The sequence below is a fragment of the Enterobacter sp. 302C9 genome, assembly GCF_034106085.1.
Lineage (GTDB): Bacteria > Pseudomonadota > Gammaproteobacteria > Enterobacterales > Enterobacteriaceae > Enterobacter > Enterobacter asburiae_B.
Genome location: NZ_JAWNBW010000006.1, coordinates 78,137 through 96,049, shown reverse-complemented (window position 1 = coordinate 96,049; position 17,913 = coordinate 78,137). Strand labels below are relative to the sequence as shown.

17 protein-coding genes are annotated in these 17,913 nt (G+C 56.6%); 12 read left to right on the top strand and 5 right to left on the bottom strand.

What is annotated here, in order from left to right:
* Nucleotides 1–3: 3 nt before the first annotated feature.
* Entirely contained in the window at nt 4–1,179 is a 1,176-nt protein-coding gene (gene araJ / locus UR289_RS13580; protein WP_182383613.1) for an MFS transporter AraJ, read from the bottom strand.
* Between the two features lie 166 nt (nt 1,180–1,345).
* On the opposite strand from araJ, the gene ppk2 reads away from it, so the two are divergent.
* The 3 genes from ppk2 (at nt 1,346) to UR289_RS13565 (ending at nt 2,778) form a co-directional block, all read left to right on the top strand.
* On the top strand, nt 1,346–2,164 hold the full coding sequence (gene ppk2 / locus UR289_RS13575; RefSeq protein WP_033145639.1) for a polyphosphate kinase 2: 819 nt from the start codon (nt 1,346–1,348) through the stop codon (nt 2,162–2,164).
* A gap of 102 nt (nt 2,165–2,266) precedes the next feature.
* Nucleotides 2,267–2,455, top strand: a complete 189-nt coding sequence (locus UR289_RS13570) for a hypothetical protein (protein WP_033145640.1) — start codon at nt 2,267–2,269, stop codon at nt 2,453–2,455.
* On the top strand, nt 2,455–2,778 hold the full coding sequence (locus UR289_RS13565) for a CcdB family protein (protein ID WP_033145641.1): 324 nt from the start codon (nt 2,455–2,457) through the stop codon (nt 2,776–2,778). Before UR289_RS13570 ends, UR289_RS13565 begins: the two co-directional genes overlap by 1 nt.
* Before the next feature lie 71 nt (nt 2,779–2,849).
* On the opposite strand, the gene fdnI is transcribed toward UR289_RS13565, so the two are convergent.
* Genes fdnI through fdnG form a run of 3 tightly spaced genes read right to left on the bottom strand, consistent with a single transcriptional unit; the run spans nt 2,850 to nt 7,442 of the window.
* Nucleotides 2,850–3,506, bottom strand: coding sequence for a formate dehydrogenase-N subunit gamma (gene fdnI, locus UR289_RS13560; RefSeq protein ID WP_033145642.1), 657 nt, complete (start codon nt 3,504–3,506; stop codon nt 2,850–2,852).
* A complete protein-coding gene (gene fdxH, locus UR289_RS13555) occupies nt 3,499–4,383 on the bottom strand; it encodes a formate dehydrogenase subunit beta (RefSeq protein ID WP_094935002.1) in 885 nt (294 codons plus the stop codon). The genes fdnI and fdxH overlap by 8 nt, the downstream gene beginning before the upstream one ends.
* Before the next feature lie 11 nt (nt 4,384–4,394).
* Nucleotides 4,395–7,442 carry a formate dehydrogenase-N subunit alpha gene (gene fdnG, locus UR289_RS13550; protein WP_320710592.1) on the bottom strand — a complete coding sequence of 1,016 codons (3,048 nt, stop codon included), beginning with the start codon at nt 7,440–7,442 and terminating at the stop codon, nt 4,395–4,397.
* A gap of 220 nt (nt 7,443–7,662) precedes the next feature.
* On the opposite strand from fdnG, the gene yddG reads away from it, so the two are divergent.
* Both yddG and UR289_RS13540 read left to right on the top strand, forming a co-directional pair.
* Entirely contained in the window at nt 7,663–8,541 is an 879-nt protein-coding gene (yddG, locus tag UR289_RS13545; RefSeq protein ID WP_211438093.1) for an aromatic amino acid DMT transporter YddG, read from the top strand.
* 630 nt (nt 8,542–9,171) lie between these two features.
* Nucleotides 9,172–10,281 carry a porin OmpC gene (locus tag UR289_RS13540; RefSeq protein ID WP_033145646.1) on the top strand — a complete coding sequence of 370 codons (1,110 nt, stop codon included), beginning with the start codon at nt 9,172–9,174 and terminating at the stop codon, nt 10,279–10,281.
* A gap of 55 nt (nt 10,282–10,336) precedes the next feature.
* Here UR289_RS13540 and UR289_RS13535 read toward each other — a convergent pair whose 3' ends face one another.
* On the bottom strand, nt 10,337–11,281 hold the full coding sequence (locus UR289_RS13535) for a LysR substrate-binding domain-containing protein (protein ID WP_232937897.1): 945 nt from the start codon (nt 11,279–11,281) through the stop codon (nt 10,337–10,339).
* Between the two features lie 170 nt (nt 11,282–11,451).
* On the opposite strand from UR289_RS13535, the gene UR289_RS13530 reads away from it, so the two are divergent.
* From UR289_RS13530 to UR289_RS13500, 7 genes are read left to right on the top strand one after another with little or no spacing between them, the layout of a single operon-like run.
* The gene (locus UR289_RS13530; protein ID WP_094934999.1) at nt 11,452–12,402 is read left to right on the top strand and encodes a branched-chain amino acid ABC transporter permease; all 951 of its coding nucleotides are present in this window, start codon (nt 11,452–11,454) and stop codon (nt 12,400–12,402) included.
* A gap of 8 nt (nt 12,403–12,410) precedes the next feature.
* The gene (locus UR289_RS13525) at nt 12,411–13,517 is read left to right on the top strand and encodes a branched-chain amino acid ABC transporter permease (protein ID WP_087822643.1); all 1,107 of its coding nucleotides are present in this window, start codon (nt 12,411–12,413) and stop codon (nt 13,515–13,517) included.
* Nucleotides 13,514–14,281 (top strand): ABC transporter ATP-binding protein, encoded by a 768-nt coding sequence (locus UR289_RS13520; protein WP_320710461.1) that lies wholly within the window; start codon nt 13,514–13,516, stop codon nt 14,279–14,281. Before UR289_RS13525 ends, UR289_RS13520 begins: the two co-directional genes overlap by 4 nt.
* Nucleotides 14,274–14,993: an ABC transporter ATP-binding protein gene (locus UR289_RS13515; RefSeq protein ID WP_221702294.1), complete on the top strand. Its 720-nt coding sequence runs from the start codon at nt 14,274–14,276 to the stop codon at nt 14,991–14,993. Before UR289_RS13520 ends, UR289_RS13515 begins: the two co-directional genes overlap by 8 nt.
* A gap of 28 nt (nt 14,994–15,021) precedes the next feature.
* Nucleotides 15,022–16,179, top strand: a complete 1,158-nt coding sequence (locus UR289_RS13510) for a branched-chain amino acid ABC transporter substrate-binding protein (protein ID WP_048977578.1) — start codon at nt 15,022–15,024, stop codon at nt 16,177–16,179.
* A gap of 18 nt (nt 16,180–16,197) precedes the next feature.
* Nucleotides 16,198–16,680: an L-2-amino-thiazoline-4-carboxylic acid hydrolase gene (locus tag UR289_RS13505; protein WP_210867165.1), complete on the top strand. Its 483-nt coding sequence runs from the start codon at nt 16,198–16,200 to the stop codon at nt 16,678–16,680.
* Complete coding sequence (locus UR289_RS13500) at nt 16,677–17,903, top strand: Zn-dependent hydrolase (RefSeq protein WP_221702293.1); 1,227 nt, start codon at nt 16,677–16,679, stop codon at nt 17,901–17,903. Before UR289_RS13505 ends, UR289_RS13500 begins: the two co-directional genes overlap by 4 nt.
* Nucleotides 17,904–17,913 lie beyond the last annotated feature (10 nt).

Sequence of the window (17,913 nt, the reverse complement as noted above, 5' to 3'; positions counted from 1 at the left end):
CTGTCAGGCTAGCGCGCGAGCGTTAGCCTGAGCCCGTCTGGCCCGCAGGTGGCCGTAGATCAGCAGTGCACTCATGGCCGAGAAAGAAAGTATTGCCGCCGGCAGCGTGACGTAACGCCAGCTAAAGCCGAGGACGATCGTCATCCCGCCAAAGTACGCGCCAATCGCACTGCCGAGATTAAACGCCATCTGTCCCCCTGCCGCCCCCAGCATCTCACCGCCCTTCGCATTTTGCAGAAGCAGAATTTGTAGCGGCGCAGAGAGCGCGAACAGCCCGGCACAGCAGATAAAGCCCATGATCAGCGAGGCCGTTTTCAGTTCACCAAAGGCGAAAAGCAGCAGCAGCGAGGCGACAATCACCATGTCGGTGGTGGCCGCAATGCGCAGCGGGCTAAAACGCCCCGAGAGCTTACCGCTCAACAGATTGCCCAACACCATGCCAAGCCCCATCAGCATCATGATGGCCGTCATCATCCCTTCTGAATAACCGGAGACGTTGACCATAAAAGGCTTAACGAAGCTGAACCACGCGAACACCCCGGCGTTGCCAAACATGGTGGCGGCAAAGATCAGCCAGGGTTCTGGTTTTTTCAGAAAGTGGAACTGCTCGGTTAATTTGATTTCTGATGTGTCGCGGATGTCCGGCACCCAGAGCAGAACCGAAAGGATCACCAGCGCATCGAACACGGCAATCAGAAAAAAGGTATAACGCCAGCTGAACTGGTGCCCGAGCCAGGTCCCCAGCGGAACGCCCATCAGGTTGGCCACGGTCATACCGGCGATCATCCCAGCCACCGCGACCGTCACCTTACCCGGAGGCGCAATTTTAGACAGGATAATCGCCCCGACGCCAAAAATAGCCCCGTGCGGAAAGCCGGAAATCAGCCGCCCCACCGCCAGCCAGAAATAGGACGTGGAAAACGTGAACAGGGCATTGCCGACAGCGGACATCGCCACCAGAAACAGCAGCGTGGTCTTTAACGAAAACTTGCCTGAGAACAGCGCCACAATCGGGGCGCCAATCACCACGCCGAACGCATAAAACGAGATCATATTCCCGGCGGAGGGAATCGAAATACCGGTGTCATGTGCCAGCTCGGTTAACACGCCCATAATGCCAAATTCGGCCATTCCCAGGCCAAATGTGCCAAGCGCCAACGAAAAAATTGTCTTTTTCATACTTCAACCACTGGTTAATCACACGCGACGGACATTATTGAATAATCTTGTATGGTGAGCCAGTTCAAATCCGTTGGCTGGCAGGTTAATCCATTAATTCAGGTGGATTACACTTCATAGTGCGGCCTCGCTTTTTTCCGCGCCGGACAATCTGAGGATGACCATCATGGGAAGCAAAAAGAAAACCAGTGTCGCTGTTGATGTCGTAAAGAATGCTCCGTTAAAGACCAAAGAGTACGAACAAGAGCTACGTCGCCTCCACGTTGAACTGGTTAAGCTCCAGCAGTGGGTCGTCGCCAAAGGGCTAAAAGTGTGTATTGTTTTTGAAGGACGCGACGGAGCGGGTAAAGGCGGCACCATTAAAGCGATCACCGAACGCGTCAGCCCTCGCGTGTTTCGCGTTGTTGCCCTCCCTGCACCCACCGAGAAAGAGAAAACCCAGCTCTATTTTCAGCGTTATGTTCCCCATCTGCCTGCCGCCGGGGAGATCGTCATTTTCGACCGCAGCTGGTACAACCGCGCGGGTGTCGAGCGGGTAATGGGATTCTGCACCCCCGAGCAGGTTGAGAAGTTTCTTGATGGTGCGCCGGTGATGGAAAAAGCGATGGTGGATGCCGGGATTATCCTGCTGAAATACTGGCTGGAGGTCACGCCTAAAGAGCAGGAGCGCCGCCTGCGCGACCGTATTAACGATGGTCGTAAAATCTGGAAGCTATCGCCGATGGATATTAAATCCTTTAACCTGTGGGACGAGTATACCCTCGCGCGCGACGCCATGTTTGAAGCGACAGATACCGCCTGGGCGCCGTGGTTTGTAGCGCGTTCAGAAGATAAAAAACGCGTGCGCCTGAATATTATTTCGCACCTGCTCACCCAAATTCCCTATAAAGAAATTCACGTCGAAAAGGTGGATTTACCGAAACGTAAAATCGGCAAAGTCAAACCCACAAAATATCCGTTCCGGTATGTGGAGGAGCGGTTCTGAAATTACTGGATTACGCCTCGCAGAATGTAGATTACCAGGGGATACGGTATTGTTTTTTGTTGGCTGCGGTTGATAATGACCGCACCAACAAAGGAGATACTGATGACATACCCAGCAGAGCACACCCCCACCCAACGCATAAAATCGGCAAAACCGTCGAGCAACACCGCACCAGACTCCGCTGACCCGCGTCAGCCATCAGAAGCGGATCGTTCATTTATTCGCTCTATGAATGAGTTTGTCGAAAAAAATGGAACCATTACTGATGATGAGTTTTTCAGGGTGCTTTAATGCTGAGACAATTTAATGTTTTCCGAAATACATCTGCGGCCACCCGGGATAAGCTTCCCTATTATATGCTCATTCAGGATGATTGTTATGATGATCTTGCCACGCGCGTCATTGTGCCGCTCGCGAGAAATAATAAATTACCGTTATGGCAGAGCCATCTGGCTCCAGGCGTAAATATCGATTTTGAAACATTTCTGATTTATTCTCCAATGATAACCAGCCTTAACAATAACAAAATAAATCCTAAAGACTTTGTTTGTAACTTACGCAACGCACGTCATGACGTTATAGCGGCAGTTGATCGTTTATTGACTAATACATGACGCCAGCCGGTCAGGCATTTGCCCTGTCTGCGCAAACTCAGCGCCGCCGGGCAAAGCCGACGGCGCAGGTCTTACTTCATTCCTTCCGTGCTTTCCCGTTTCGCTTCCAGTCGTTCCACTTCACGATACCAGCGCGGGTGGTGTTTCTGCGCCCAGCGGCGGCTCACCTTCCCTTCAATCATCCCTTTAATCGATCCCTTTACCCAGAACGCCATATACATATGGATCAGGATGGCGTGGATCAGAATGATGGCCGAGGTGGCGTGGATCAGCAGCGCGTAGCGAATCACCTGAATCGGAAAATAGTGCGCAAAATACGGACGCCAGATAATCACGCCGGTCACCAGCAGCACAAAAATCATGCTCATGATGGTCCAGAACATCATCTTCTGCCCGGCGTTGTATTTTCCCACCTTCGCGACCTTATGCTCGTTGCCCTTCAGGACTTCGACGATCCCTTTCACCCACGGGATATCCTGCTTGTCCGGGATGTTGTGGTGGACAAAGCGCACGAACATAAACATCAGCACCACGAAAATCAGCACGCCAAAGAACGGATGCAGAATGCGCCCCATCTGCGGCGTGCCGAAGGTTTCGGTCAGCCACTGCAGCGTCGGGAAGAAGAACGAAATCCCCGATACCGCCACCAGGAAGAAGCAAATCACGACCGTCCAGTGACAGGCGCGGTCAACAAACTTCGTGCGCACGATCGTTTTCGACTTACTCATGATGCTCCTCCTCGTCCTCATCCACCTCTTTGTTTGGCCCGATCCCGATGTAGTGATAAATCAGCCCGGCAAAGGTGGCGATAAAGCCCGCCGCCGAGAGCGGCTTAAGCGCCCCTTTCCACAGGTTGATGGAGGTATCGATCGCCGGATCCTTCGGCAGGTTGTGGTACAGCTCCGGCTGGTCGTTATGGTGCAGCACATACATCACGTGCGTACCGCCCACGCCCTGCGGGTTATAAATGCCCGCATTCTCGTAGCCGCGCGCTTTCAGCTTGTCCACGCGTTGTTGCGCCACGTCCAGCATCTCTTTTTTGGTGCCGAAGTGGATCGCCCCGGTCGGACAGGTTTTCACGCACGCAGGCTCCTGCCCGACGCTGACGCGGTCCACGCACAGGGTGCATTTATATACCCGGTTATCCTCTTTATTGAGGCGCGGGATATTAAACGGACAGCCCGCGATGCAGTATCCGCAGCCGATACAGTTGTCCTGCTGGAAGTCGACGATCCCGTTGGCGTACTGGATAATCGCGCCGGCAGACGGGCACGCCTTCAGGCAGCCCGGATCTTCACAGTGCATACAGCCGTCTTTACGGATGAGCCATTCCAGCCTGCCGTTCTGCTCGGTTTCGCTAAAGCGCATCACCGTCCAGGATTTGGCGCTCAGATCCGCCGGATTGTCGTAGACCCCCACGCAGTGCCCCACCTCGTCGCGGATATCGTTCCACTCCGAGCAGGCCACCTGGCAGGCCTTACAGCCCACGCAGGAGGAGACGTCGATAAGCTTGGCGACCTCTGCCTTGTAGTCCCGCGCGCGGGGCGCGGGGGTAATCGGGTTGGTCGCGGAGCGTTTGATAACGTCTTGTGTTTCCATCGCCATTTAATCGCTCCTTACGCTTTCTCGATGTTGACCAGAAACGCCTTGTACTCCGGCGTTTGCGAGTTGGAATCGCCGACGTTTGGCGTCAGGGTATTGGCGATGTAGCCTTTCTGCGCCACGCCCTCAAAGCCCCAGTGCAGTGGGATCCCGACGGTTTCCACCTGCTGGCCGTGCACGTTCAGGCATTGAAGACGACGGGTCACCACCGCCACCGCGCGAATAAAGCCGCGCTTACTGCTTACCTTCACGCGGTCGCCGTTGGCGATGCCTTTCGCCTTCGCCAGCGTCTCGCTGATCTCCACAAACTGTTCCGGCTGCGCGATGGCGTTAAGCCGCGCGTGCTTGGTCCAGGTGTGGAAATGCTCGGTCAGGCGATAGGTCGTCCCTACGTACGGGAACTTGTCCTTTTTGCCTAAGCGCAGGACGTCGTCTTCGTAGATACGCACCACCGGGCTGGAGACCACGTTCGGATGCAGCGGGTTGGTGCCGAGCGGCGTTTCCATCGGCTCGTAGTGTTCCGGGAACGGCCCTTCCGCCAGCTTGTTGAGGGCAAACAGGCGTCCCAGCCCTTCCGGCTGCATGATGAATGGCCCGGTGTTGCTGCCCGGCGCGGCGGTGTTGTAGTCCGGGATATCGTTCCCTGCCCACTTCGCCCCGTTCCACTGGATCAGCATGCGTTTCGGATCCCACGGCTTGCCGTTTAAGTCTGCAGACGCGCGGTTGTACAGCACGCGACGGTTCAGCGGCCACGCCCATGCCCAGCCCAGCGTATTGCCCAGCCCGGACGGGTCGGCGTTGTCGCGGTTGGCCATCTGGTTGCCCTGCTCCGTCCAGCTGCCGGTGTAGATCCAGCAGGACGACGCCGTCGTGCCGTCATCACGCAGCAGCGCGAAGCTGTTCAGCAGCTGGCCTTTCTTCGCCACCAGGTTGCCGCTGGCGTCATAGAGATCCGCCAGCGCCACGCCGTTGTTCTCTTTGGCGACTTCCTCTGACTCAGGATGGTCAGGCTGCTTGTAGCTCCAGCCCATCTTCAGCAGCGGCTCAGCGCCCTTGCCGCCTTCGGTGCGGTACATTTCGCGCAGGCGATGGTAAATCCCGGCCAGGATTTCGCCGTCGTTACGCGCTTCGCCCGGCGCATCCTGGCCTTTCCAGTGCCACTGCAGCCAGCGGCCGGAGTTGGCAATCGAACCGTCCTCTTCCGCAAAGCAGGTGGACGGCAGGCGGAACACTTCTGTCTGAATCGACGCCGGATCGACATCGTTCGATTCCCCGTGGTTCTGCCAGAAGGTGGACGTTTCGGTCACCAGCGGATCGATAACCACCATGTACTTCAGCTTGCTCAGGCTGCGAACGACTTTGTTCTTGTCCGGGAAGGAGGCCACCGGGTTAAAGCCCTGGCAGATATAGCCCGTGACGTCGCCCTTATCCATCATGTTGAAGTACTTGATGACGTCGTACGCCTGGTCCCACTTCGGCAGCCACTCAAAGCCCCAGTCGTTCTCCTTCTGCGCCGCGTCGCCGTAGAAGGATTTCATCAGGCTGACGTAGAACTTCGGATAGTTGCTCCAGTAGTTCACCTGGTCCGGCAGCGTCGCTTTCGGCGTATTGGCCTCAAGATACGTTTGCAGGTCGGCCTGCTTTTCCGACGGCAGCGTCAGGTAGCCCGGCAGGCTGGTGGAGAGCAGACCGAGGTCGGTCAGCCCCTGAATGTTGGAGTGACCGCGCAGCGCGTTTACGCCGCCTCCCGCCATGCCCATGTTGCCGAGCAGCAGCTGGATCATCGCCATGGTGCGGATGTTCTGCGCGCCAACGGTGTGCTGCGTCCAGCCCAGCGCGTACAGGAACGTGGTGGTTCTGTCGGCGGCGCTGGTGGAGGCCAGTACTTCACACACCTTCAGGAAGTCCGCTTTCGGCGTGCCGCAGATGTTTTCCACCACCTCCGGCGTATAGCGGGAAACGTGCTGTTTCAGCAGGTTCCACACGCAGCGCGGGTGCGCCAGGGTTTCATCACGCAGCGCGTAGCCGTTTTCATCGAACTGATAGTTCCAGGACGTTTTATCGTACTGGCGTTTTTCGGCGTCATAGCCGCTAAACAGCCCGTCATCGAAGGCAAAATCATCCCGCACCAGCAGGTTCGCGTTGGTGTAGTGCTTAACGTATTCCGCGTTAATTTTGTTGTTTTCGATCAGGTACAGCAGCACGCCGGACAGGAACGTAATGTCCGTACCGGAGCGGATTGGCGCATAGATATCGGCCACCGATGCCGTACGCGTAAAGCGCGGATCGACGACGATAAGCGTCGCATCGTTGTTGTTTTTCGCTTCCATCGCCCAGCGGAACCCCACCGGATGGGCTTCCGCGGCGTTACCGCCCATCACCACCACGACGTTAGCGTTTTTGATATCAACCCAGTGGTTGGTCATCGCACCGCGACCAAATGTTGGAGCAAGACTTGCTACCGTTGGTCCGTGTCAGACGCGCGCCTGGTTGTCTACCGCCAGCATGCCGAGAGAACGCACAAATTTTTGCGTCAGCATGCCGGTTTCATTACTCGCCGCAGAGGCGCACAGCATCCCGGTGGAAAGCCAGCGGTTAACCGTTACGCCCTGGGCGTTCTTTTCAATAAAGTTGGCGTCGCGGTCGGCTTTCATTAATTTGGCAATACGGGAGAAGGCCTCATCCCAGGAGATACGCTGCCACTTGTCGGAACCCGGCGCGCGGTATTCCGGGTAGCGCAGGCGGTTTTCGCTGTGAACGTAGTCCAGCAGCCCCGCCCCTTTCGGGCAAAGCGCTCCGCGGCTCACCGGATGATCCGGATCCCCTTCAATATGGTAAATCGCTTCTCTGGCGTTCTTCGCGCCATCGCCCAGGCTATACATTAAAAGCCCACAACCTACGGAGCAGTATGTGCAGGTGTTACGGATCTCTTTTGCGCGCAGCAGCTTATAGTTGCGTGCCTGAGCCAGCGCCATTTTGGGAGCAAATCCCAGCATGGCTGCCGTTGTTCCGGCCATACCGCCCGCGCAGATTTTAAAAAATTGTCTGCGGCTGACGTCCATTGTTGTCCTCGTTTTCATATAAGACTTCGCGCCGCAAACTAACAGCAAAGCCCCTGTTTTTTTTGCGTCAAATCAAGGTCATCTGCCTTCACCCCCTTAATAGTCACCCCGGAACCTTTAAATACTCCTTTTTGATTAACGGTTTAAGAGAATAATTGGCGACAGCGTCAGGATGAATGCGATACATTTTTCCTCTGATTTTTATTGCAATGGCGAAGTAATGGACAGAAAGAGAGCAACGCTTATTGGGCTGGCGGCAATACTGCTATGGAGCACCATGGTAGGCCTTATTCGCAGCGTGAGTGAGGGACTGGGCCCGGTAGGCGGTGCGGCGATGATCTACACGCTGAGCGGATTACTGTGTCTGGTGACGGTAGGATTTCCTGATATCAGGCGGTTTTCACCCCGCTATCTTATTGCCGGCAGCGTTTTATTTGTCAGCTACGAAATATGCCTGGCGCTGTCGCTGGGCTATGCCGCAACGCGATCGCAGGCTATTGAAGTGGGCATGGTCAATTACCTTTGGCCGAGCCTGACTATTGTGTTTGCTATCTTGTTCAACGGGCAGAAATCGACCCTGTGGGTGATCCCCGGCTTAGCCATCTCATTGCTGGGCGTATGCTGGGTATTGGGCGGTGAACAGGGTTTACATCTCGATGAAATAACCCGCAACATCGTTTCCAGCCCGCTGAGCTACGCGCTGGCGTTTGCCGGGGCATTTATCTGGGCCGCCTACTGCACGGTCACCAGCAAATTTGCGAAAGGACAAAACGGCATTACCCTGTTTGTTTTGCTGACCGCGCTGAGCCTGTGGGTGAAATATTTCCTGAGCGATCAGCCCGAGATGGTGTTCACGCTTCCGGTGGTCGTGAAACTCGTCATGTGCGGTATCGCGCTTGGGTTTGGATACGCCGCATGGAATATTGGCATCCTTCACGGTAACGTCACGGTACTCGCTGCCGTATCCTATTTTACCCCTGTCCTCTCCGCCGCGCTTGCCGCCGCAGTGCTGAGTTCGCCCCTCTCATTCTCGTTCTGGCAAGGCGCGCTGATGGTCTGCGCCGGGTCGTTGCTCTGCTGGTACGCAACAAGAAAATAATGCTTCTCTAACGGCCGGGCGAATTTTAGCCCGGCAACATAATTAACATAAATTTAAAGTGTGATCGCTCCTCGGAATATTTATCATAATTATCGCATTTCCGTTTAAATTCGGTTTATATTTACCGTCTTCTGTAAACGGCCGAAAAGATAATTGACACAAACTGACAACACCATGAAATTAATTAACTGCGAATATTAACGTCATGGATAGCATTAAATGCAATAATTCATTTCTGACGTGTTCATGGCAATATTCGCAATATACGTCGTGATTTACCCCTAACCTACTGTTCTTAAGTCAAAACAATAATAATAACCCCCTCAAAGCATCGACAATACCGAAATCTAACGCAATAGACTAAAACACGCAGAAATTATAGCGATAGCAATAGTCCCGCAGAATACACAATTATCAATCGTATGAAATTCGGTCGCATTGTTTGAATAATCGCCTTTTTGCACGATCGAGATCACACTAATTGAAATTATCTCTAATATTTTGAAACTTATTATTGAAATAAGACTACGAGATTTTTAAAAATAGCATGCCATTGACGAACAGCCTCGTTTAGAAATCGTTTACAGTGGTTCAGGAAATACTCAAAAAAAATTATAAGGAACATTTAAGATGAAACTTAAATTAGTTGCAGTGGCAGTCACTTCCATGCTGGCAGCAGGCGTTGTTAACGCTGCCGAAATTTACAACAAAGACGGTAACAAGCTGGATCTGTACGGTAAAGTAACAGGTCTGCACTATTTCTCTGATGACGCTGGCGCAGATGGCGATAAAACCTACATGCGTATCGGCTTCAAGGGCGAAACCCAGGTTAACGACCAGCTGTCCGGCTACGGCCAGTGGGAATACCAGATTCAGGGTAACAAAGACGAAGGCGACAACCAGTCCTGGACCCGTGTGGCGTTTGCCGGTCTGAAGTTTGCTGAAGCAGGCTCCTTTGATTACGGTCGTAACTACGGCGTAATTTACGACGTGACCTCCTGGACCGACGTTCTGCCAGAATTCGGCGGCGACACCTACGGTGCCGACAACTTCCTGCAGTCTCGTGCAAACGGCGTTGCGACCTACCGTAACCAGGACTTCTTTGGTCTGGTTGACGGCCTGAACTTTGCTCTGCAGTATCAGGGCAAAAACGGCAGCGTAAGCGGTGAAAACACCAGCGGTCGCAGCCTGCTGAACCAGAACGGCGACGGTTACGGCGCGTCCCTGACTTACGATCTGGGTGAAGGCTTCAGCGTGGGTGGCGCAATGTCCTCTTCACGTCGTACCGCTGACCAGAATGCGGCTGGCGTATACGGTGAAGGCGACCGCGCTGAAGTGTACAGCGGTGGTGTGAAATACGACGCGAACAACATTTACCTTGCTGCACAGTATTCTCAGACCTATAACGCAACCCGCTTCGGTACCTCTAACGGTAATCGCAGCGACATCTACGGTTTTGCAAACAAGGCGCAAAACTTCGAAGTTGTGGCTCAGTATCAGTTCGACTTTGGCCTGCGCCCATCCATTGCTTACCTGCAGTCTAAAGGTAAAGACATCGAGAACTTCGGCGACCAGGATCTGGTTAAATACATCGATGTTGGCACGACCTACTATTTTAACAAAAACATGTCCACCTACGTGGATTACAAAATCAACCTGCTCGACGACAACCAGTTCACTCGCCAGGCAGGCATCGGTACCGACAACATCGTTGCGCTGGGTCTGACCTACCAGTTCTAAATCTTGTCTGTACAAAAGCCAGCTGAATAAGCTGGCTTTTTTTTATCCGTCACTTTTACCCGGCTGACGGCTCCCCGCTCGCCGCCCGACGCAGCCAGTTTTGCAGCAGCTTACCGTCCTCGGTCATCTCCGAATCCGAACGCACGCAGAGGTGATAGTCGCGCCCGTCATCGATGGGTAAGTCAAATATCTTCACCAGCTCGCCGCTCTCAAGATAAGGCGCGATCAGCGGCTCGCGCATCAGCGCGCAGCCCAGCCCGGCCTGCACGCCCGCCAGCGTTAACAGCCCGTCTTCAAACAGGGGGCCGCTGCGTCGAAGAGGACGTTTTACCCCCTGCAGCAGAAACCACTGCGGCCACGTGGTGCGCTCCTCATCATGCAGCAGCGGCATTTGCAGCAGTTGCTCAGGCGTGTCGATATGGCCATGAATGCGCAAAAACGCGCGGCTGCACACCGGCACCATCTGTCCGGAAATCAGCTTTTCGCTCTGATAGCCCGCCCACTGGCCGTTACCAAAACGAATCGACATATCCGACGCATCGCTCAGATAGTTACGATGGTTGGCATACACTACGTTGATCTCGGTCTGCGGATTGGCACGCATAAAATCAGGCAGACGCGGGATAAACCACCCCATGCCAAAAAGCGGGATCAGGCTGATGGTGACCTGACGCGTTTGCGCCTGCCCGGCCAGATGCTCCGTTGCCTGGCGCAGCACGTTAAACGCCGCACGGATCGAACGGTAATATTCCCGTCCGTGCTGGCTCAGCACCAGCCTGCGCCCCTGACGCGCCGTCAGCGGCATTTGCAGATACCCTTCGAGCACCTTGAGCTGATGGCTGACCGCCGACGGTGAGATATCCAGCTCCTGCGCGGCCAGCGTGACGCTGCCCAGCCGGGCGATGGCCTCAAAGGCACGGACAGCCCGAAGCGGCGGATCGTTTGCCAGGCGACTGTCTGCATACGCAGGCAAACCCGCCGATTGTTCTGTTTTATTCATATGTTGATTTCTTTAGGCTTTTCACCAGAGAGCGCGATTACATTATCTTTATATAAATCATTAAGATAAAACAATAGCGGTTTATCATAAGAAATAATATATGTGTATTTTACAATTAAATTCATTTATCGGATGGTAGCCGCAGAAAGAAGACTTTGCGGGAACAGACGTTGGATACACTCATACAACAACTGATCAACGGTGTGATGCTGGGCAGCATTTACGCGCTGATCGCGCTGGGCTATACCATGGTGTATGGCATCTTGCGCATTATTAACTTTGCTCACGGCGATATTCTGATGGTCGGTGCGCTCACCACCCTTTCCGCCATTAACGCCCTGAACGCCACCTTTCCTCACATGCCGCTGCTGTTGCAGCTTGGCGTTGCCCTGGCGATTGCCATGGCCGTTTGCGCCCTGCTGGCAATGGCCGTGGAGCGCTTTGCCTACCGTCGACTGCGCAACGCCCCGCGCCTGGCACCGCTTATCTCGGGTATCGGTGTTTCGGTCCTGCTGCAAACCGTGGCGATGATTATCTGGACGCGCAATCCGCTGATGTTCCCGCAGATCCTGCCCATGGAACCGATCGCCGTGACGTCGGGAAGTGAAATGCATCCCCCTGCGATTGTGACCGTCACCGGCATTGTTACCGTGGCGCTGGCGCTTGCGGTGATGACGGGGCTATGGCTGCTGGTGGAATACACCCGCCTGGGGCGCGGCATGCGCGCCGTGGCGGAAAACCCACGCGTTGCCACGCTGATGGGGGTTAACCCCAATGCCATTATTACCCTGACGTTCGCCATTGGCGGCGTGTTCGCCGCGCTGGCAGGCGTCATGATGGCCAGCAACTACGGCAACGCCAGCTTCTCGATGGGCTTTTTGCCCGGGATAAAAGCCTTTACCGCCGCCGTGCTAGGGGGCATTGGCAACATTCGTGGCGCAATGATTGGCGGGATCCTGCTCGGCATTATCGAAGCGCTGGGCGCAGGTTACCTGGGTGAACTGACCCACGGCGTCTTCGGCAGCAACTATCAGGACGTTTTTGCCTTCATGGTTCTGATTCTGGTGCTGGTCTTCCGTCCGGCAGGCCTGCTGGGCGAGCGCGTAGCGCACAGGGCGTGAGGGAAACAATGACAACGCTTCAACTACAAACCCCGGCGGCGACGCGCAAATTCTGGTCAGGCATGAGCTTGTTCTGCCTCGCGCTGCTGGTTGCGCCCGTGGTGGCCACGCAGCTTGGCGGCAACTACTGGGTGCGCGTTATCGACTTCGCCCTGCTCTACATCATGCTGGCGCTGGGGCTTAACATTGTGGTGGGCTATACCGGCCTGCTGGATATGGGGTTTATCGCCTTTTACGCGGTCGGCGCCTACCTCGCAGCACTGATGGCCTCGCCACACCTGCTTGAGGTTTTCCCGATCCTCAATGTCTGGTTCCCGGACGGGCTGCACACCTCATATCTGCTGATTATTCCGCTGGCGGCGCTCGTCGCTGCGGTCTGCGGCATTTTACTGGGTGCTCCCACGCTGAAGCTGCGCGGGGACTACCTGGCGATAGTGACCCTCGGCTTTGGCGAAATCATCCGCATCCTGATGCGCAACCTCGACCGTCCGGTGAACATCACCAACGGTGCAAAGGGCATTACCGGGGTGGATACGCTGAATCTGTTCGGCCTGAAGTTCAGCGGCGTATACCACTGGTTTGGTTTCAAAGTGCCCGCCCTGTGGCTGTGGTACTACCTGCTGATGCTGGTGATTGTGGCGATTATTTTTGTCTGCCTGCGCCTGCAGCATTCCCGTATTGGCCGCGCCTGGCACGCCATCCGTGAAGATGAGGATGTGGCCCGCGCGATGGGCATCAACGTGCGTAACTATAAGCTGCTGGCCTTTGCGATGGGTGCCTCTTTTGGCGGCGTGGCGGGTGCCCTGTTCGGCGCGTTCCAGGGCTTTGTCTCCCCGGAATCCTTCACGTTACAGGAATCCATTGCCGTACTGGCGATGGTGGTGCTGGGCGGGATGGGACACATTCCGGGCGTGATCCTCGGCGCGATACTGCTTACCGCCCTGCCGGAACTGTTGCGCAGTCAGGCAGCTCCGGTTCAGCAGGCGCTGTTCGGTACGGTACTGATTGACCCGGAAGTGCTGCGTCAGCTGTTCTACGGCCTGGCGCTGGTGCTGGTCATGCTGGTGCGTCCTGCCGGGATCTGGCCGGTACGCCACAAGGAGGTGAATACATGAGTCTGTTAACCGTACGCAACATGTCCAAACGCTTCGGCGGGCTTACCGCCGTGGATGACGTTTCGATCGCCGTGAACAAGGGCGAGATCTACGGCCTGATTGGTCCTAACGGGGCGGGAAAAACCACCTGTTTTAACCTGATCACCGGGCTTTATCCGGCGGACAGCGGTGAATTTTCCATTGCAGATAAGCCCTATTTCCCAAAGCACATTGAGAAAGTCACCGCCGCCGGGATCGCGCGCACCTTCCAGAACGTGCGCCTCTTTAACGACATGTCGGTGCTGGAAAACGTGATGGTGGGCCGCCACGTGCGCACCCGCAACGGCCTGTGGGCCGCGCTGTGCCGTCACAAACGCGCTCGCGAAGAAGAGAAACAGACCCGGGAGCTGGCCTGGCACTGGCTGGAGTACACCGGCATTGCGAAGTTCGCCCACTACCGCGCCTGCGATCTGGCGTATGGCCATCAGCGACGTCTGGAGATTGCCCGCGCGCTGGCAACGGATCCGCTGCTGCTGGCGCTGGACGAACCCGCCGCCGGGATGAACGCTGCTGAAAAAGTGGCGCTCGGCGAGCTGCTTATCCGCCTTCGCGATGACGGCAAAACCCTGCTGATGATTGAACATGACGTCAAGCTGGTGATGGGCATCTGCGATCGCCTGACGGTGCTTGATTACGGCAAAACGCTCGCCAGCGGCACGCCGGAGAGCGTGCGTCGCGACCCGGCGGTGATCGCCGCCTGGCTTGGAGGCAACGCCCATGTCTGAATTACTGAAGGTGGAACGTCTGGACGTGCATTACGGCGGCATTCAGGCCGTACGCGATGTCTCTTTTACCCTGCGCGAGGGCGAACAGGCTACGCTGATCGGCGCTAACGGCGCGGGGAAAAGCTCCACCGTGCGCGCCATTACCGGGCTGGAAAGCTTTAGCGGCCGTATTGAATTCAACGGTAAAGCGGTGCGTAAGCACAGGCCCGAAACCCTGCTCCGTGACGGTCTGGTGATGGTCCCGGAAGGCCGGGGGATCTTCTCCCGAATGACGGTGCTGGAAAACCTGCAGATGGGCGCCTGGCTCAGGCGTGACACTGTCACCGTTAAGCGTGAGATGAACGAGACCTTCGAGCGCTTCCCGCGCCTGGGAGAACGCCAGCATCAGCTCGCTGGCCTGCTGTCCGGCGGTGAGCAACAGCTGCTGGCCCTTAACCGCGCCCTGCTCAGCCGCCCGCGCCTGCTGATCCTCGACGAACCCTCGATGGGCCTCGCCCCGAAGATGGTAGAAAACATTTTTGCCGTCATTGCCGGCCTGCGCGAGCGCGGCGTTGCCCTGCTGCTCATCGAACAAAACGCCCGTCTCGCGCTGGAGGTGACCGACAGCGCGTGGGTGATGGACAGCGGCAGCATTGTTCATCATGGCGAATCGAAAGCGCTGCTCAATGACGACCAGATTGCACAGATTTATTTGGGCGAAATGCCCGTTTAACAACACCAGCCAACATCAGGGAAATACAATGAAAACAGTAAAAATCAGTGCGCTTAGCGCCGCTATCCTCCTCGGCAGCTTTGCCTCGACGGCCGCGTGGGCAGCCGACGGTGAAACCGTGGTTATCGGCCTGGCAGGCCCGCTCACCGGCCCGTCTGCCCGTATCGGTAAGGATCTGGAGAACGGCGCGCAGCTGGCCATTGACGACATTAACAAGCAGCACCCGACCATCGGTGGCAAAGCGGTGACCTTCAAACTGCAGTCCGAAGACGATCAGTCCGACCCGCGCACCGCCGTGGCCGTGGCGCAGCGTCTGGTGGATAGCGGCGTGGCGGGCGTTGTCGGTCACTGGAACACCGGTACCAGCATTCCTGCCGCACGTATCTATCACGATGCGGGCATCGCACAGGTGGCACCGGTCGCGACCGGTCACGCCTATACCAGGCAGGGTTTTGATACCAGCTTCCGCGTGATGGGCCACGACGACGACGGCGGTCAGTTTGCCGGTCAGTACGCGGTCAATACGCTGAAAGCCAAACGCATTGCGGTGATCGACGACCGTACCGCCTTTGGTCAGGGACTGGCGGACCAGTTCATTAAATCCCTTGAAGCGCAGGGCGTGAAGGTTGTCGATCGTCAGTACGTGGATGACAAAACGGTGGACTTCAGCGCCGTGCTGACCGCCATCCGGAGTAAAAACGCCGATCTGATCTTCTTCGGCGGCGTCGACAGCCAGGCCGCACCGCTGGCGCGTCGTATCAAACAGCTGGGCATGAACGCCACCCTGATGGGCGCAGGCGGATTTGTCAGCCAGACCTTCCTGCAGCTGGCGCAGAAAGAAGGCGAAGGCGTGGTGGCGCTGGAGCCGGGTCTGCCCGTTGACCAGATGCCGGGTGGAAAGGCATTCGAACAGGCCTATCAGTCCCGCTACCACACCCATATCGAACTGCACGCCCCGTTCGCCTATGACGCCACCCGCGTGCTGGTTGCGGCGATGGAAAAAGCAGACTCCGTTGAGCCGTCCGACTATCTGCCCGCCCTGCGCGCCATCAGCTACTCCGGCGTCACCGGCCAGATCGCGTTTGATAAAGAAGGTAACCTGAAATCGCCGTCGTTCACCGTTTACAAAGTTGTCGACGGCAAATGGCAGCCGCAGACCGTGCTGGGTGGCGCAAAAGCGAAGTAACGCAGCGAGGGCAATGTGATGAGTGATAATAACGAGCTGGGCATTCTCGCCCGCCGCAAAATTGAAGCAGAAATTATTAAGCCAATTTATGAAATCCTGGTGCGCGAGATAGGGAAATCCCGCGCCCAGGCGGTCATTGGCGAGGCCATTGAGCAGGCCGCGATTGACGCTGGCAAAGCGTTTGCCAGGAAAGAACCCAACGGCGCGGACGTCAAGAGCTTCATCGCCCTGCAGTATCTGTGGGAGAAAGATAACGCCCTGGACGTGAAGGTGATCGACGCCGACGACCAGCAGTACAACTACAACGTAACCCGCTGTCGCTACGCGGAGATGTATCACGAAATGGGGCTGGGCGAGATTGGTCATCTGCTCTCCTGCGCGCGCGATGAAAAATTCATCGTTGGCTATGCGCCTGACGTGAAGCTGACCCGCACGACCACCATCATGCAGGGCGGTTCGTGCTGTGATTTCCGCTACCGCAGCAGTAAGGACAAAACATGATCCGCGTCAACGCCGAACGGCTGTGGTCAACGCTAGAGATGATGGCGCAGATCGGCGGCACGCCCGCCGGCGGCGTGACCCGCCTGGCGCTGAGCGAGGAAGACCGGATTGCCCGTAACCTGCTGCGCGACTGGGCGCTGGACGCGGGTTTCACCTGCGAGGTCGACAGCATGGGCAATATGTTTATCCGTCGCGCGGGGAAAAACCCGCAGCTTGCCCCGGTCATGACGGGTTCACATTTGGATACCCAGCCGCTGGGCGGTAACTACGACGGTGTTTACGGCGTGCTGGCCGGGCTGGAGCTACTGCGCACCCTTAACGATCATAACGTTGAGACCGAGCGTGACGTTGTGCTGGTGAACTGGACTAACGAAGAAGGCGCGCGCTTTGCGCCAGCTATGCTCTCTTCAGGGGTCTGGACGGGACAGTTTAGCGAAGCGTACGCCCATGCCCGCGCGGATAACGATGGCATCACCGTGGGCGAAGCGCTGGATAGCATTGGCTACCGGGGTGAAACCCCTGCCCGCGCGTTTCAGGTTCACGCCTGCTACGAACTGCACATCGAACAGGGCCCGATCCTGGAAGATGAAGCCATTGATATCGGGTTAGTCCGCGCGGCAATGGGCCAGCGCTGGTTTACCCTGACGCTGGACGGATTCGCCGCCCACGCGGGCACGACGCCGATGCACAGCCGCCGCGACGCGCTGACCGCCTTCGCAGAGCTGGCGCTGAAGGTGGAAGAGATTGGCTACCGGCATGCGCCGGACGGACGCGCGACGATCGGTATGGCGAAGGTTACGCCAAACTCGCGCAACGTCGTGCCGTCTCGCGTGGAATGCAGCGTTGAGTTTCGCCATCCTATGCAGCAGGCGCTGGAAGCCATGGAAGCTGCGCTGCATAAGGTGGCTGAAAGCCTCAGCCTGCGCGGCGTCGCGGCTGCCGTTGAGCGTATTTTCGACTACGCGCCCATCGCGTTTGACGCCGAATGCCTGGCGCGTTCGGAGAAGGCCGTGGCGGAACTGGGCTATTCGTCGAAACCGATGGTCTCCGGTGCGGGACATGACGCCTGCTATGTCAGCAAAATGGCGCCCGCCAGCATGATCTTTATCCCCTGCGTGAAAGGCATCAGCCATAACGAAGCGGAAAGGATCCTGCCAGAGTGGGCGGAGAAAGGGGCGAACGTGTTATTGCATAGCGTCCTGTCCGCGTCCCTTGAGAGATAGAACGGTGCGA

Coding starts and splice junctions, on each gene's coding strand:
- araJ (WP_182383613.1), bottom strand. CDS start 1,179: ATGAAAAAGACAATTTTTTCGTTGGCGCTTGGCACATTTGGCCTGGGA.
- ppk2 (WP_033145639.1), top strand. CDS start 1,346: ATGGGAAGCAAAAAGAAAACCAGTGTCGCTGTTGATGTCGTAAAGAAT.
- UR289_RS13570 (WP_033145640.1), top strand. CDS start 2,267: ATGACATACCCAGCAGAGCACACCCCCACCCAACGCATAAAATCGGCA.
- UR289_RS13565 (WP_033145641.1), top strand. CDS start 2,455: ATGCTGAGACAATTTAATGTTTTCCGAAATACATCTGCGGCCACCCGG.
- fdnI (WP_033145642.1), bottom strand. CDS start 3,506: ATGAGTAAGTCGAAAACGATCGTGCGCACGAAGTTTGTTGACCGCGCC.
- fdxH (WP_094935002.1), bottom strand. CDS start 4,383: ATGGCGATGGAAACACAAGACGTTATCAAACGCTCCGCGACCAACCCG.
- yddG (WP_211438093.1), top strand. CDS start 7,663: ATGGACAGAAAGAGAGCAACGCTTATTGGGCTGGCGGCAATACTGCTA.
- UR289_RS13540 (WP_033145646.1), top strand. CDS start 9,172: ATGAAACTTAAATTAGTTGCAGTGGCAGTCACTTCCATGCTGGCAGCA.
- UR289_RS13535 (WP_232937897.1), bottom strand. CDS start 11,281: ATGAATAAAACAGAACAATCGGCGGGTTTGCCTGCGTATGCAGACAGT.
- UR289_RS13525 (WP_087822643.1), top strand. CDS start 12,411: ATGACAACGCTTCAACTACAAACCCCGGCGGCGACGCGCAAATTCTGG.
- UR289_RS13520 (WP_320710461.1), top strand. CDS start 13,514: ATGAGTCTGTTAACCGTACGCAACATGTCCAAACGCTTCGGCGGGCTT.
- UR289_RS13515 (WP_221702294.1), top strand. CDS start 14,274: ATGTCTGAATTACTGAAGGTGGAACGTCTGGACGTGCATTACGGCGGC.
- UR289_RS13510 (WP_048977578.1), top strand. CDS start 15,022: ATGAAAACAGTAAAAATCAGTGCGCTTAGCGCCGCTATCCTCCTCGGC.
- UR289_RS13505 (WP_210867165.1), top strand. CDS start 16,198: ATGAGTGATAATAACGAGCTGGGCATTCTCGCCCGCCGCAAAATTGAA.
- UR289_RS13500 (WP_221702293.1), top strand. CDS start 16,677: ATGATCCGCGTCAACGCCGAACGGCTGTGGTCAACGCTAGAGATGATG.